The organism is Pseudomonas sp. FR229a (assembly GCF_030209115.1).
GTDB lineage: Bacteria > Pseudomonadota > Gammaproteobacteria > Pseudomonadales > Pseudomonadaceae > Aquipseudomonas > Aquipseudomonas moraviensis_A.
This window is the reverse complement of sequence record NZ_JARVSP010000016.1, coordinates 1-16290: the sequence shown is the minus strand read 5'-3', so window position 1 is coordinate 16290 and position 16290 is coordinate 1. Positions and strand designations below refer to the sequence as shown.

Sequence of the window (16290 nt, the reverse complement as noted above, 5' to 3'; positions counted from 1 at the left end):
CAGTTGCCAGTAAAGCTCAGCGTCAGCCGTGCATCTGGCCAAAGCGCCCGGACTGGAAGTCGGCAAAGGCCTGGTGGATTTCCTGCTCGGTGTTCATCACGAACGGGCCATGGCCGACGATCGGTTCGTCGATCGGCTCGCCGCTGAGCAGCAATACCACAGCGTCTTCGCTGGCTTGCAGGGTGAGTCGATCACCATCGCGTTCGAACAGCGCCAACTGCCCCACTGCCACCGATTCCGCGCCGTTGACCTGCACCGAGCCCTTCAACACCACCAGCGCGGTGTTGCGTCCTTCGTGCAAATCAAGCGTCAGCAACTTGCCGGCATTGAGGCGCAGATCCCAGACGTCGATGGGCGTGAACGTCCGCGACGGGCCGGTGTGCCCGGCGAATTCACCGGCGATCAGACGCACGCTGCCGGCGTCGTCCCCGAGCGCGATGTTCGGAATATCCCGATCGAGAATGGTCTGGTAACCCGGCGCGGCCATTTTGTCCTTGGCCGGCAGGTTGACCCACAGCTGGACCATTTCCAGCTTGCCGCCGGTTCTGGCGAAGTTCTCCGAATGAAACTCTTCATGGAGAATGCCGGACGCTGCGGTCATCCACTGTACGTCACCCGGGCCGATGGTGCCGCCACTGCCAGTGGAGTCGCGGTGCTGCACTTCACCGTCATAAACGATGGTCACGGTTTCGAAACCACGGTGCGGGTGCTGGCCGACGCCCCGCTGTTCTGTGGTCGGGGTGAATTCGGCGGGTCCGGCGTGATCGAGCAACAGAAACGGGCTGATGTGCTTGCCCAGGTTGTCGTAGGAAAACAGCGTGCGCACCGGGAAACCATCGCCGACCCAATGGCCGCGCGGGCTGGTGTAGATGCCGATGATGTTTTTCATGGGGTCTCCAATGTGTCATTGCATTGGATTCAGCCTAAAGGCATATCGAATATTCGACTAGAGGGTGAAAATCGGCCTGAGTGTTCCATATACAGAACAGTGACTCGGTGGCGCCTTTCGCGAGCAGGCTTGCTCCCACACGAGACGGCATGGGGCTCAGAGGCAGCGCGCGAGGCTGTGCATGGCTTCGCGCAACCTGTCGATGGTGCGGTCGATGACCCCGTTATCCCTGTCTCGGCAAGCCGTTTCCAGCTCGACACACGCCGCAACAACCCGCGCAGCCCCGACCATCTGCGCCCCGCCCCTGATGCGATGGGCCAACTCGCGCAAGTCTTCGCGGTCGCTCGCCTGCAATTGATCCAGAGCCTGGAGATCATCGCGCAGGCTGTTACCGACTTCCTTGCGCAAGCGTTCGATCAACGAGTGGTCGGCACCGGCCATCTGTTCCAGGGCACTCAGATCGATCTCGACAGGCTCGGCGGCGGGCGGGTGATCTTTGTGCGGCGCGCAAGAGTGGGCGCCGCTCAAGGCTTCAGCCAGATCGTGCAAGCGAATCGGTTTGAACAGGCAGCCGTCCATGCCGGCATCCAGACACCGCAGGCGCTCTTCGATCTGCGCGTTGGCGGTAAAACCGAGAATCAGGCAGCGCCTGCGTCCGGTGGCGGCTTCTTCGTCGCGAATCGCCTGCGCCAGTTCATAGCCATTGCGTCGCGGCATGTTGCAGTCGGTGATTAGCACATCGAAGGCCTGGGTTCGCCAGCGATCCAGCCCCTGTTCACCATCGCCGACGTCTACCGTGCGATGCCCGAGTTCGCTCAGTTGCCAGCACATCAGCAAGCGGTTGACCGGGTGATCGTCCACCACCAGCACGTTCAATACACAGGTGGCGGCCGCCGCGTCGGGGGTTGCCGCGGTGGTCGCCATCGCGGTCAGCAGTGGCAACTGCAGGTTGATTTCCACGCGTGTGCCTTGCCCGGGATCGCTGTCCAGACGCAACGTGCCGCCCATCATTTCGCAAAGGTTGCGACTGATCACCAGCCCCAGACCGGACCCGCTGCGCGCCGCTTGTGGACTATTGCCTGCTTGAACGAAGGGATTGAACAGGCGCTTTTGATCGGCGGCACTGATACCGATGCCGCTGTCTTCGATAAGCACTCGCACATTCACCTGCTCGTCCAATATCGCACCGATCTGCAGTTGCAGGCTGACCTCGCCAGCCTCGGTGAACTTGATCGCATTGCTCAGCAGATTCGACAGCACCTGCTTGAAGCGCGTCGGATCGATCAGCACGTCCATGTCGGCACGCGGATCGAGTTCGATGCGCCACAACAAACGCTTCTGCCGCGCCAGCCCCTCGAACACCCGGCACACCGATGAAACGGTCTCGCGCAGATTGGCCCGCTCGGGGGCGAGGGACAAATGCCCCGACTCGATGCGGGCGATGTCGAGAATATCGCCAATTAACGCCAATAATTGCTGGCCGGCATTCGAGGCCACTTGAATCGCCAAGCGGTCAGTCACGCCCTCCTCCGCACGCTTGAGGGCCAGTTCGAGCATGCCGATCAACGCGTTCATTGGTGTGCGGATCTCATGGCTCATGGTCGCCAGAAAGGTGCTCTTGGCCCGATTGGCCTCGTCTGCGACATCCTTGGCCTGTTGCAGCTGCAGCAACCACTGTTGACGCTGGTGAATCTGCCGACGCTGCCAGCCGATCCAGAGCATTGCCAGCAGGAGCAAGGCCGCTGCGCCGGCGAAACCCAGCAGAATCTCCTGACGGTGGCGCAGCCAGTAGCTGTCCTCGACCACCACATCGTGGCTCCAGCGCTCGACCAGTTCATCCATCTGCTGCGGCGCGATGCTCAGCAACGCCTTGTTCAGAATCGAATGCAGCAACGCCGATTGCGGCGCCGTGGCCAAAGCGATGCGCGCCGGCTGGTCGCCAACGGTTCCGGTGATCCGCAGGCGGTCGCGGTACTGCCGGGCGATCAGAAAACGCGCCACCAGTAATGAGCTCACCGTCACGTCGACCTGTCCTCTGGCAATCAGCGCCATGCCTTCGGCGGGGCTCTTGACCTCGACCAGACGCAGACCGGGCACGCGTTGCAGCAGGTAATCGCGCAATGGGTGGCCGCGATAGATGGCCAGGCGTTTGCCCGCCAGCGCCTCCAGCGGCAGTGGATGCGGCCCATGCGCAGCGCTGACCAGCACGAACGGATTGTTCAGATAGGCGCGGGTGAATTGCAGCTGCGCTTCACGCTCGGTGCTGGGCGTCACCACTGGCAATACATCGAGCTCACCGGCCTGGAGTTGTTCGAACTGATCGTTCAGTGAAGCGCCGCGCACGATCTCGAAATTCAGCCCGCTGCGCTGCGCAATCAGGCTCAACAACTGCGCCGACAATCCGCTGAAACGCCCGTCGGCACCGAAAAACGCCAGGGGCGCAAAGTCCTCGGCAGCGCCCACCCGCACCGTCGGATGCTGTTCCAGCCACTGCTGCTCGGCGGCGCTGAGCTGCACCCCGGACTGTTCGGCCATTTCGGCGAGGCCGACACTCCAGCGCTGTTCGAGCAGATGCCGGCGCTCCATGGGCACGGCCTGCAATGCCTTGTCGACGAGGCGCTTGAGCACCACGTCGCTGCGCAACAACGCAAAAGCGAAGGGGTTGGCGTCAAGCCCCGACGGCCCGGCCAATTGCAGGTCGTTGCGGTAATTGTTGTTGATCAGGTAGTTGGCACTTATGAAGTCGCCCAGATAGGCATCGTCGGCACCGAAAGCGACCGCGCCGAGTGCATCCATTGCCGAGGCATAAAGTTGCACCTGTGCGTCGGGGTAGAACGCCTGAACAGCAGCCAGTGGCAGGTAATCTTCGACCAGGGCGATGCGTTTGGCCGCCAGATCGGCGGGCAGTTTTTCGTCGTGGCGGGTGACCAGCATCGGCTGATCTTCAGCGTAGGGGCGCGAAAGGATAAAAGCCGGGTCAGCCACTTCAAAACTGTTCGATGTGCCCAGCAGATCGATCTCGCCGCGCTTGAGTGCGGCCATGACCGCAGGACGATCGGAGAAGCGCTGCACCTGGAGTTCGACGCCGAGCAGTTGCGCCACGAGATCGGCGTAATCGGCGGTGAGCCCCTCCAGCTCGTGCCGATTGCGGGTGATCTCGAACGGCGGATAGTCCCGCCCCGAAATGCCCATGCGCAACAGCGGATGCTCACGCAGCCACTGGCGTTCCCGCTCGTCGAGGCGAACCTGGACGTTGCCCGGTTCGGGGCGGGCCAGCACCTCCAGTATCTGCGGCGGTGCACCGGCGCAGACCGACGTTACCAGCCCCAGCCACAGCCATAGAATCCGCAGTCCCTGCGTCATGTCGGACACTCAGATCAAGTGATTGCGCTTGGCAAATTCGCGCAGGAGCACCAGTGACCCCAGACAGAGTTTCGCCATCATGCGGGTTTTATAGGTGCTGACGGTCTTGTGGCTCAAGTGCATTTCCTGGGCAATGGCCTTGTTCGGCTTGCCCAGCGCCAATTGCACGAAAATACATAACTCTCGATCGGACAGTTGATCGATCATCTCCTTTTCAGTGCGTTGCACAGCGTTGTACAGACCGCTGGTATTAGGCAACGCGGAGAAATAGGTGTGGCCGGACATCAGTGCCTTGATGGCTTCGTGCAGCAGGGTCAACTGATTGCTCTTGGTCACGTAGCCCATCGCCCCGGCACGCAAACAGCGCTCTTGATAATGCGTGGGCTCATGCATGCTGAACACCAGGACCCGGCAGCGCGCCGTCGGCGCCTTGATCTGGATGCGCGTGAGCACTTCCAGCCCGTCCATCGAGCCCAGCCCCAGATCGAGCACCACCAGTTGCGGATCATGCTCGCGGATCAACGGCACGACTTCATTGCCGTTGGACGCTTCATGAATCTGGGTGAAACCTTGAGCCTGCAGGACGATTCGGATAGCCGCGCGCACTACGGGGTGATCATCAACGATCAGCGCTGACTTCATTGGCACTCCTGCACAATCGTAAAAGACACCGCACCAGACCGTTTCGGAGTCGGTGGCTGCGCCGGCACTGTTACATGGATGGACAAGGGAATCACCTGTCAGGTCTGACAGTTGTGCAGTCTGGATTTTTATGCATTGGCATGGCGCAACAACCAGTGTGAGTCAGGTGCTTGCCGGCGTTCGCCGGCTGCTTCGACCCTTGCCATCACCTGCCCGACGAGCTGTGAATTGGGCAGTGGCGCCGGGCTGATCTGCACGTTTTCCTGAGCGAAGCCTGCCAGTGCCTGCAACGGTGCTGACTGTTCGTTGTAGATCAGAGCGTGGCGAACCTGTGGGTTATCGAGCAGAAAGCCCAGCAGGTCCAGGGAGCCTGCCGCCAGTTCTGCATTGATCACCAGTACATCGAACGGCTCGCAGCCGTAGTCGACCAGGGTCAACAATTCGCCGAGATTCTGCACCGGGGCCACGCGGTAGTAGCCGAGCTCATTGAACAGGCGCTCGATTTTCATTCGATGAAAATGCTGCGGGTCGGCGATCAGGATGCGCAACGCTTTGTTGCTCATGGTCATTCTCCCGGTGAGGTTTGGGGAGGGCAAGACTACGCAAGCGCCGAGGCTAGCTCTGTAGGACTTTTCCTAAAAATCCGGCCATTCATCCGGGCATCCCCGCACTGACGGACGCACCGATACTCCTGTAGGAGTGAGCCTGCTCGCGATGGCGGTGTGTCAGCCAACTTCAATGTCACTGCAATACCGCTATCGCGAGCAGGCTCACTCCTACAGGGGGCAGCATTATTGCCAGCCGAACCGACGGATGTAGAAGCCCTTCACCGCCTGGGTCAGCGCCATGTACGCCAGCAGGATCAGCGGCAGAAACAGGAAATACAGCGGCGGCAGCGCCTGCAATTTGAAGTAGTGCGCCAGCGGCCCCATCGGCAGGAAAACTCCCACCGCCATGATGATCGCGGTCATGACCATCAACGGCATGGCAGCACGGCTTTGCAGGAACGCAATCTTCGGCGTGCGGATCATGTGCACGATCAGCGTCTGGGTCAGCAACCCGACCACGAACCAGCCGGACTGGAACAGCGTCTGGTGATCCGCGGTGTTGGCATCGAACACGTACCACATCAAGGCGAACGTGGTGATGTCGAAAATCGAACTGATCGGGCCGAAGAACAGCATGAAGCGCCCGACATCCCCCGGTTGCCAGCGTTGCGGTTGTTTCAGCATCTCCTCATCGACGTTGTCGAACGGAATGGCGATCTGCGAAATGTCGTAGAGCAGATTCTGTACCAGCAGGTGCATCGGCAGCATCGGCAGGAACGGGATGAACGCACTGGCGACCAGCACCGAGAACACATTGCCGAAGTTGGAACTGGCGGTCATCTTGATGTACTTGAGCATGTTGGCGAAGGTGCGCCGCCCTTCAAGCACGCCCTCCTCCAGCACCATCAGGCTTTTTTCCAACAGAATGATGTCCGCCGCTTCCTTGGCGATGTCCACCGCGCTGTCGACGGAAATGCCGATATCGGCGGTGCGCAGCGCCGGCGCGTCGTTGATGCCATCACCCATGAACCCGACCACATGGCCATTACCCTTGAGCACACGGACGATGCGCTCCTTGTGCGACGGCGTCAGTCTGGCGAAGACGTTGGTGCTCTCGACCGCCACGGCCAGTTCGGCATCGCTCATGCGCTCGAGGTCGTTGCCCAGCAGCAACCCCTGTTGGGCGAGGCCGACCTCGCGGCAGATCTTCGCCGTGACCAGTTCGTTGTCGCCGGTCAGCACCTTCACCGCTACGCCATGCTCGGCCAAGGCCTTGAGCGCCGGTGCGGTGCTGTCCTTCGGTGGATCGAGGAACGCCACGTAACCGATCAGGGTCAGTTCATTTTCATCAGCCAGGCTGTAAGTGTCGCGACCTTCGGACATCGAGCGGGCGGCCACGGCCACCACGCGCAAACCTTCGGCGTTGAAGGCGGCGGTGACCTGGCGAATCCGGGTCAGCAATTCATCGCTCAAGGCTTCATCGACTTCGCCATGACGCACGCGACTGCACACCGCCAGCACTTCCTCGACCGCGCCTTTGCAGATCAGCTGATGTGGCTGATCGCGGCCCTCCACGACGACCGACATACGCCGGCGATTGAAATCGAACGGGATCTCGTCGACCTTGCGAAACGCCGTGCCGACTTTCAGTTCACGGTGGATTTCCACGTGTTCCAGCACCGCCACATCCAGCAGGTTTTTCAGGCCGGTCTGGTAGTAGCTGTTGAGGTAGGCCAGTTCCAGCACTTCGTCGCTGTCTTCGCCCCAGACGTCGACGTTGCGCGCGAGAAAGATCTTGTCCTGAGTCAGCGTGCCGGTCTTGTCGGTACACAGCACGTCCATGGCGCCGAAGTTCTGGATCGCATCAAGGCGTTTGACGATGACCTTTTTGCGCGACAGAAACACGGCGCCTTTGGCCAGGGTCGAGGTGACGATCATCGGCAGCATTTCCGGGGTCAGGCCGACGGCAATCGACAGCGCGAACAGCAGCGCTTCGGTCCAGTCGCCCTTGGTGAAACCGTTGATGAACAGCACCAGCGGCGCCATGACGAACATGAAGCGGATCAGCAGCCAGCTGACCTTGTTGACGCCCTGCTGGAACGAGGTCACCGCCCGGTCCGTCGCGCCGACCCGTTGTGCCAGCGCGCCGAAATAGGTGCTGTTGCCGGTGGTGAGAATCAGCGCAACAGCACTGCCGGAGACGACGTTGGTGCCCATGAACAGAAGGTTGTCCAGCTCCAGCGGATTGCGCGTGTCGCGATCCGCCTGATGAATGAATTTCTCCACCGGCATCGATTCGCCGGTCATCGCAGCCTGACTGACGAACAGGTCCTTGGCGCTGAGCACGCGGCAATCGGCGGGAATCATGTCGCCGGCCGACAGTACGATGAGATCGCCGGGCACCAGTTGCCTGATCGGCACTTCCCGGCGTGGGCCATCCCGGCGCAGCACCGTGGCGGTGTTGCTGACCATGGCTTTGAGCGCATCGGCGGCCTGATTGGATTTGCTTTCCTGCCAGAAGCGCAGCAGCGTCGACAGCACCACCATGGAGAAAATCACCACGGCAGCCTTGAGGTCTTCGGTCAGCCAGGAGATCACCGCGAGCAAGGTCAGCAGCAGGTTGAACGGGTTTTTGTAGCAGTGCCACAGATGGGTCCACCACGGCAGCGGTTGCTCGTGTTCGACCTCATTGAGGCCATGTCGCGCGCGCAGTGCATCGGCCTCGACATCGATGAGCCCCTCGCCGTGGGTGCTCAGTGACGACAGCAACGCAGCGCTGTCCTCATGGGCGGCAGCGACCAGCTTACTGGCGAGCGTCGGCGGCACTTCACGGCTGACCGTGGTGTCGTTGATCGAGTCCAGCAGCGCCAGACGACGAAAGTGTCGGGCGATATGGCGGCTGCGCAGAAAGCCTGCGAAAAATTCCTTGAGCTTCAGTTTCATGGCTGTGTCCCCTGTGGTCAGCCGGGAAACCGTCGAGCAGGTACCGCCACGCCCCGGCACCGGGAAAAACCGGCACGGCAAGGCGTGGCGCGCCGGTCGGCAATGACAGGCGCGTCGATAGGCGGCGATGACGACTGAGGTCGTCAGCACGCTTGGTTCAGTGTCGATGAGAGGGACGTCGAGACATGACCCAGGACTGGCCATGCACGGGATGCCGCTGCTCGCTGTTACGGCGAGACAACGGCAGGGAAAGACTGCGCGTTATCTTGCCGAGAATCTGCCGGTGTTCAAGACCGGCCGACAACTGTCACTCGAACAAGTACCCACTGTGGGTCTCCGCAATTGATGAAAACGCGCGCAGCTTACGCCCGGAGCAAAACGGCTGGAAGAGGTGTTGGCGGGGAATGTGGCGGGTGTTCAGGAAGGGTTCAGGATTCAGCTTTGCGGTGCTGGCAAAGGCTCCTTCGCGAGCAGGCTCACTCCTACATTTGTCCTGCGTACGCAGATCCTTGTAGGAGTGAGCCTGCTCGCGATAGCGGTGTGACAGGCGACGCAGAACTCAGCTGGCAGTCGCCAACAGCAACTCCGCCACCGAGCGACTATGCCCGCGCTGTTTGCCATGCTCATACAGCGAGCCGGCGATTTCGTCGGCGCGAATCGGCAGCACCGACAGCAGCGTATCGCTCAGGCCATGGCTGGCCTGGCAGAAGCCCTGCATATAAATGCCAGCCTTGCAGCGCTCGTCGGTGATCAGTTTGTAATTGCGATCGACTTCGAATTCGCCGAGGTACTCCTCCAGCGGCGCGAGCAATTTGCGGTGCATCTGCCGCTCGTAACCGGTGGCGAGCACCACGGCGTCATAAATGCGCACCGTGACCTCGCCTGTGGCGTTGTTGCGCACCGCCAGTTCGATGCCGTTTGCCGTGGCAGTGGCGCTCTCGACGGTGGTCAGGGTGCGGAAGGCATGGCGGGCAATCCCGGAAACCTTCTGCCGGTAGAAGATGCCGTAGATGCGTTCGATCAGGTCGATGTCGACCACCGAATAGTTGGTGTTGTGGTACTCGTTGACCAGCCGTTCGCGCTCGACGCTGTTCTGCTGGAACACCAGGTCGGTGAACTCCGGCGAAAACACTTCGTTGACGAACGGGCTGTCGTCCGCAGGCTTCAAGGCCGAGCCGCGCAGGATCATGTCGACCTGCACCGAAGGGAACGAATCATTGAGGTCAATGAAGGCTTCCGCCGCGCTCTGCCCGCCACCGATGATCGCGATACTCATCGGTTGATTGTTCACACAGGGCTGGCGGGCCATTTGCGACAGGTATTGCGAATGGTGGAACACCCGGTGATCGCCCTTGAGCGCCTTGAATGCCTCCGGAATACGTGGTGTGCCGCCGGCGCTGACCACCACCGAACGCGTGGTGCGCACGAACTGCTGGCCGTCGCTGCCGCGGGAAATCACGCGCAAGGCTTCCACCTGCTGGTTATGCAGGACCGGTTCGATGAACTGCACTTCTTCACCGTAACGGCTCTGCTCGGTGAACTGCCCGGCGACCCAGCGCAGGTAGTCGTTGTACTCCATGCGGCATGGATAGAAGGTGCCGAGGTTGATGAAATCGACCAGACGTCCGTGGTGCTTGAGGTAATTGACGAAGGAATACGGGCTGGTGGGATTGCGCAGGGTCACCAGGTCCTTGAGGAAGGAAATCTGCAATTCGCTCTGCGTCGACAACGTATTGCCGTGCCAGCTGTAATTGGCCTGCTTGTCGAGGAACAGCACATCCAGTTCGCCCTGGGTCGTACCGCGTTCCTGCAAGGCGATGGCCAGTGCCAGGTTCGAAGGGCCGAAACCGACGCCGATCAGGTCGTGAACGATGGGCGATGCATTTGCCTGTGTCATTTCCAGTGTCCTCTGGATGAACCCCTCAACGCGGGGAAAAAAGCCTGGGTGGCCTGACCGGCCTGAATCAGGTCAGCAGGTCGTCTGTTGAGTAGGAACGAGGACGATGAGAGGAAATTTAACCGGCGCGGATCACTGGCCATCCCATTGCTGGATGCGCAAGCGGCAATGCTTCATGGCGTTGACGATGTGTTTTTCCACCAGCGCCCGGGAGATGCCGAGGGTCTGGGCGATTTCCGGGTGGGACAGGCCTTCGATCTTGCGCAGCAGAAAACTGTCGCGGCACAGCGGCGGCAACTCGGCCAGCGCGCGCTGGAGCATTTCCAGACGCTGACCATGATCGAGGGTGCCATGAGGCGAGGGAGTGAAATAGCGCTCTTCGTTATCCAGCACGTCCAGCGATTCAACCTGGCGCAGCGCGTTGCGGCGGTGATCATCGATAACCAGGTTCAGCGCGGTGCGATATAGGAAGGCCCGCGGTTGTTCGATCGGCACTTCGCTGGAGCGCTCCAGCACGCGTACATAGGCGTCATGCACCACATCCTCGGCGACCTGACGGTTGCCCAGTCTGGCGTTGAGGAAACACACCAGCTCACGATAGTAGTTTTCCAACATGGCTCCCGACCGCATCGATGCCGTTTCTGTCCTTGAGCGCACTGATCCGGCCTGCGGATAACGCAGTAGCAAGATAGTGGCAACTTGAAGTGCGTAATTTATAGTAATTCTCATATAGATTTAAAGAGCTGATTCCATATACCGGACAAATAGTGGTAGTCCGGCGCGCGGCAACGCGATGTGTCCGCGGCTAAATTCCATGGCCCATGCCTCGTTTACAGGACAGCCCCTGTGTCTGTCGTGCCTTGCGACGGGCCGCAACCACTGGCCGGAACCCTGCATGAATCGTCCCCGCCCCGCCCGTCGAGCACTGTTCGCCGCCCTCTGTCTGATTCCCGTGATCGCCGTTGCTGCCTGGCAGGTTTTGCCGCCCGGTCGCGACGCCGTTGCCACCGTGCAGGTCAGCCGGGGCGATATCGAAAACAGCGTGACGGCGTTGGGCACCCTGCAGCCGCGCCGTTACGTGGATGTCGGCGCGCAGGCCTCGGGGCAGATTCAGAAGATTCACGTCGAGGCCGGCGACACGGTCAAGGAAGGCCAGCTGCTGGTGGAAATCGACCCCTCAACGCAGAAAGCCAAGCTCGATGCCGGACGCTTCTCCATCGAAAATCTCAAGGCGCAGTTGCAGGAGCAACGTGCCCAGCACGATCTGGCGCAGCAGAAATACCAGCGCCAGCAGAAACTGGCCGCCGGTGGCGCCACCCGCGAGGAAGATGTGCAGACCGCCCGCGCCGAGGTCCGAGCGACCCAGGCGCGCATCGACATGTTCCAGGCACAAATCCGTCAGGCTCAGGCCAGCCTGCGCAGCGACGAGGCGGAGCTCGGCTACACGCGCATCTACGCACCGATGAGCGGAACCGTCGTGGCCATTGGTGCGCGCGAAGGCCAGACCCTCAACGCTCAGCAACAGACCCCGCTGATCCTGCGCATCGCCAGGCTCTCGCCGATGACGGTCTGGGCCGAGGTTTCGGAGGCCGACATCGGCCATGTCAAACCGGGCATGACCGCCTATTTCACTACTCTCAGCGGCGGCAACCGGCGCTGGAGCAGCACCGTGCGGCAGATCCTGCCGGTGCCGCCGCGCCCGCTCGAACAGAATCAGGGCGGCAGTCCCACCAGTGGCCGAAGCGGCAGCGAACGCGTGGTTCTCTATACCGTGCTGCTCGACGTCGATAATGCCGATCACAGCCTGATGACCGACATGACCGCCCAGGTGTTCTTCGTCGCGCAACAGGCGCAGGACACCCTGACCGTGCCGAGCGCCGCCCTGCAACCGGGTTCGCGTCCGCAGTGGCAGCGGGCGCAGATCGTCGCCGCCAACGGTGATATTCAGGCGCGGGAAGTGCGCACCGGTATCAGCGATCGCCTGCGCACCCAGGTGCTGGAAGGTCTGGCCGAGGGCGAACATATTCTCAGCGCGCCGGCCAGCGGTCATGGGGGCTGAATGCACACGCCTCTGATCGACCTGCGGCAGATCCGCAAAGCCTACGGCGGTGATGACAGCCCGCTGGTTGAAGTGCTGCGCGGGATCGATCTGTCGATCCACGCCGGCGAGTTCGTCGCCATTGTCGGCGCCTCCGGTTCGGGCAAGTCGACGCTGATGAACATCCTCGGTTGCCTTGACCGGCCTACCAGCGGCGAATATCGCTTCGCCGGGGAAAATGTCGCTCAGCTGGACAGCGATGAACTGGCCTGGCTGCGTCGCGAAGCATTCGGATTTGTCTTTCAGGGCTATCACCTGATCCCCTCCGGCTCGGCGCAGGAAAACGTCGAGATGCCGGCCATCTACGCCGGCACCCCGGCCGCCGAGCGGCATGCCCGCGCCTTTGCGCTACTGGAACGTCTTGGCCTCGGCAGCCGCACCGGCAACCGTCCGCATCAGCTTTCCGGCGGTCAGCAACAGCGGGTGTCGATTGCCCGTGCGCTGATGAACGGCGGCCACATCATCCTCGCCGACGAGCCGACCGGCGCTCTCGACAGCCACAGCGGCGCCGAGGTCATGACCCTGCTCGACGAACTCGCCGATCAGGGCCACGTCGTCATCCTCATCACCCACGACCGCGAAGTGGCGCAACGGGCCAAGCGCATCATCGAAATCCGCGACGGTCTGATCATCAGTGACAGCGCCGGGCATGCATCCACGCCCTCTTCGGCCAATCCCGGCGCGCTGCAAGCGGTCGACCTGCGCCAGCGCCTGAGCAGTGGCAGCAGCCAGACCGGCGCCTGGAAAGGTGAACTGGTCGACGCCGTGCAAGCCGCGTGGCGAGTGATGTGGATCAACCGTTTTCGCACGGCGCTGACACTGCTGGGCATCGTTATTGGTGTGGCCTCAGTGGTAGTGATGCTCGCCGTTGGCGAGGGCAGCAAGCGCCAGGTCATGGCGCAAATGGGTGCGTTCGGCTCCAACATCATTTACCTCAGCGGCTCGGCACCGAACCCGCGCACGCCCGAGGGCATCATCACCCTCGACGACGTCGCCGAACTGTCCGCCCTGCCCCAGGTGGAGCGGATCATGCCGGTCAACGGCTCGACCGCCGGCGTGCGGTTTGGCAATGCCGACCACAGCAGTTACGTCGGCGGCAATGACACCAATTTCCCGGTGATTTTCAATTGGCCGGTGATCCAGGGCAGCTATTTCACCCAGGCCGATGAAGACAGCGCCGCCGCTGTCGCGGTGATCGGCACCAAGGTCCGCGACAAGCTGCTCAAGGATGTCGCCAACCCGATCGGTCAATACATCCTCATCGAAAACGTGCCGTTCCAGATCCTCGGCGTGCTCGCGGAAAAAGGCGCCAGCTCTGGCGACTCGGATAGTGACAACCGCATCGCCGTGCCCTATTCGGCAGCGAGCATGCGCCTGTTCGGCAGTCGCAATCCGCAATACGTGGTGATCGCCGCCAAGGATGCGCGCAAGGTCAAGGACGCCGAACAGGCCATCGAACAGGCGATGCTGCGGCGGCACCATGGCAAGAAGGATTTCGAGCTGACCAACAATGCCGCCATGATCCAGGCCGAGGCGCGCACGCAAGGCACGCTGTCGCTGATGCTGGGTGCGATTGCGGCGATTTCCCTGCTGGTCGGCGGCATCGGCGTGATGAACATCATGCTCATGACCGTGCGCGAACGTACGCGGGAGATCGGTATTCGCATGGCCACTGGCGCACGCCAGCGCGACATCCTGCGCCAGTTCCTCACTGAAGCGGTGATGCTGTCGGTGGTCGGCGGTATTGCCGGGATCGGCCTGGCGCTGCTGGTCGGCGGCGTGTTGTTGCTCAGCGGTGTGTCGGTTGCCTTTCAAGCGCTGGCGGTGATCGGCGCGTTTGCCTGTGCGCTGGTCACCGGTGTCATTTTCGGCTTCATGCCGGCCCGCAAAGCTGCCCGGCTCGACCCGGTCACGGCCCTCACCAGTGAATGATCGACCTATGAAAGTGCGACTGACGTTTCTCGCCGCCAGCCTGTTGCTGGCGGCCTGCAGCAGCCCGGCGCCGCGCCTCGACAGCGGCGTGCAGCCACCACGCGCGTGGCAGTCCGCCGACAGCCACGGCGCGTTGCAAAGCAATCGGCAATGGTGGACGCAGTTCGGCAGCCCTGAACTGGAGCGGCTGGTGGAACAGGCGCGGCTGGGCAGCTACGACCTCGCCGCCGCGATGGCGCGGGTCCGACAGGCCCAGGCCAGCGCAACCATCGCCGGCGCGCCGCTGCTGCCGGAACTCAAGGCCGGATTGAATGCCAACCGGCAGAAACTGATCCACGGCAAGGGCTACAGCCAACTGGATGTCAGCCCGGAAAATCGTTCGCTGGACTATTACGATGCCGAGCTCAGCGCCAGTTACGAGATCGATTTCTGGGGCGGCAATCGTGCCGCGCGCGACAGTGCCGTGTTCGCTGTGCAGGCCAGCGAGTTCGACCGCGCCACCGTCGAACTGACCTTGCTCAGCGGCGTCGCCAACAGCTACACCCAGACCCTCGCCTTGCGTGAGCAGGCGCGCATTGCCGAACTCAATCTGAAAAATGCGCAGAACGTGCTGCATCTGGTGCAGACCCGTTTCGACGCCGGCAGCGCCACCGCGCTGGAACTGGCCCAGCAGAAAAGTCTGGTGGCCGAACAACAGCGCCGCCTGCCGCTGGTGCAACAACAGGCCCGCGAAGCATTGATCAGCCTCGCCGCCCTGCTCGGCCAACCGGTGCAGGCGTTGCGGTTGCCCGAGCAATCCTTCGCCCAATTGCACTGGCCGGACATCGCCAGTGGCGTGCCGAGCGACTTGCTCAGCCGCCGCCCGGACATTGCCAGCGCTGAAGCCAGACTGGCGGCGGCGCAGGCTGATGTCACTGTTGCCCGCGCGGCAATGCTGCCGAAAATTACCCTGACCGCCAGCCTCGGCAGCGGCGCCGATCTGGCCGCCGACCTGCTGCGCACGACGTTCTACAACCTGTCGACAGGACTGACCGCGCCGATCTTCAACAACGGCCGCCTCAGCGCCGAACGCGACAAGGCCAAGGCCCGCCAGGACGAACTGCTGGAGTCCTATCGCGGGGCGATCATCAACGGTTTCGCCGACGTCGAAAAAGCCCTCAGCAGCATCCGCGGCCTCGACGAACAGCGGCAATGGCAAAGCGAAGAATTGACCCAGGCACAAACCGCCTTCGACATCGCCCAGAGCCGCTACCAGGCCGGCGCCGAAGACCTGCTCACCGTCCTGCAAACCCAGCGCACGCTGTATGCCGCGCAAGACCTTAACGTGCAACTGCGCCAGTCGCGGCTGCAGGCGAGCATTGCGCTGTACAAAGCGTTGGGGGGTGACTGGTAGGAGCTGACGAGTGCAACGAGGCTGCGATCTTTTGATCTTGATCCTTAAATGCAAGATCAAAAGATCGCAGCCTTCGGCAGCTCCTACACGGATATCGTGTCCACCGTGTGCAAATCCAGGGCACGCTGAATGCGGTGCTTGCGCTGTACAACGCGCTGGGGGGGGGGTGGCTGGGAAGAGATCTGAGAGCGACGCGGCGACTGGACTGACGCCTTCGCGAGCAGGCTCGCTCCCACAGGGATCTGTCAGTCCGGCCAAAATACTCGCCACGCCAAATACCTCCTGTAGGAGTGAGCCTGCTCGCGAAGAGGTCGTGTCAGGCAATGATGCATTGGATGACACACCGCATTTGCGGGCAGGCTCTCAAAGTGGGTATTGGGCATTTTGAGATAGCTATCGCGAGCAGGCTCACTCCTACAAGAGCAAGAGCAAGAAAGATCAAAAGATCGCAGCCTTCGGCAGCTCCTACAGTCTCCGCGTCCACCTCTAGGCCGAGTGTCAGCTCGCCTGCTTTTGATCTTGATCCACCAGCGACGTCGGAAGGCTGAGCGGAGGGATTGATCCGGGCGTGGGAGCGCAGCGACC

11 protein-coding genes are annotated in these 16290 nt (G+C 61.8%); 3 read left to right on the top strand and 8 right to left on the bottom strand.

The features are described 5' to 3' along the window. Window positions 1-22: 22 nt before the first annotated feature. From QRN33_RS13600 to QRN33_RS13570, 7 genes are all read right to left on the bottom strand, one after another. Window positions 23-889, bottom strand: a complete 867-nt coding sequence (locus tag QRN33_RS13600) for a pirin family protein (protein WP_285409024.1) — start codon at window positions 887-889, stop codon at window positions 23-25. Window positions 890-1045: 156 nt separating this feature from the next. Continuing rightward, on the bottom strand, window positions 1046-4252 hold the full coding sequence (locus QRN33_RS13595; protein WP_285409022.1) for a transporter substrate-binding domain-containing protein: 3207 nt from the start codon (window positions 4250-4252) through the stop codon (window positions 1046-1048). A 9-nt stretch (window positions 4253-4261) separates the two neighbouring features. Then, complete coding sequence (locus tag QRN33_RS13590) at window positions 4262-4894, bottom strand: response regulator transcription factor (protein ID WP_042609408.1); 633 nt, start codon at window positions 4892-4894, stop codon at window positions 4262-4264. A gap of 128 nt (window positions 4895-5022) precedes the next feature. Further along, window positions 5023-5457, bottom strand: a complete 435-nt coding sequence (locus QRN33_RS13585) for an ANTAR domain-containing protein (RefSeq protein WP_042609407.1) — start codon at window positions 5455-5457, stop codon at window positions 5023-5025. A 228-nt stretch (window positions 5458-5685) separates the two neighbouring features. Next, entirely contained in the window at window positions 5686-8385 is a 2700-nt protein-coding gene (gene mgtA / locus QRN33_RS13580; protein ID WP_285409019.1) for a magnesium-translocating P-type ATPase, read from the bottom strand. Window positions 8386-8944: 559 nt separating this feature from the next. Then, on the bottom strand, window positions 8945-10282 hold the full coding sequence (locus tag QRN33_RS13575; protein WP_123418651.1) for a lysine N(6)-hydroxylase/L-ornithine N(5)-oxygenase family protein: 1338 nt from the start codon (window positions 10280-10282) through the stop codon (window positions 8945-8947). Window positions 10283-10414: 132 nt separating this feature from the next. Then, window positions 10415-10897 carry a sigma-70 family RNA polymerase sigma factor gene (locus QRN33_RS13570; protein ID WP_041478511.1) on the bottom strand — a complete coding sequence of 161 codons (483 nt, stop codon included), beginning with the start codon at window positions 10895-10897 and terminating at the stop codon, window positions 10415-10417. A gap of 280 nt (window positions 10898-11177) precedes the next feature. Between QRN33_RS13570 and QRN33_RS13565 the strand changes: the two genes are divergently transcribed. From QRN33_RS13565 to QRN33_RS13555, 3 genes are read left to right on the top strand one after another with little or no spacing between them, the layout of a single operon-like run. Further along, window positions 11178-12341: an efflux RND transporter periplasmic adaptor subunit gene (locus QRN33_RS13565; protein WP_123418652.1), complete on the top strand. Its 1164-nt coding sequence runs from the start codon at window positions 11178-11180 to the stop codon at window positions 12339-12341. Then, entirely contained in the window at window positions 12342-14312 is a 1971-nt protein-coding gene (locus QRN33_RS13560) for a MacB family efflux pump subunit (RefSeq protein WP_252874185.1), read from the top strand. It abuts the gene before it with no gap. Window positions 14313-14319: 7 nt separating this feature from the next. Then, entirely contained in the window at window positions 14320-15705 is a 1386-nt protein-coding gene (locus QRN33_RS13555) for an efflux transporter outer membrane subunit (protein ID WP_285409015.1), read from the top strand. 316 nt (window positions 15706-16021) lie between these two features. Here QRN33_RS13555 and QRN33_RS13550 read toward each other — a convergent pair. Beyond that, window positions 16022-16290, bottom strand: a 269-nt coding sequence (locus QRN33_RS13550; RefSeq protein ID WP_285409013.1) for a hypothetical protein, incomplete at its 5' end; no start/stop codon positions are given.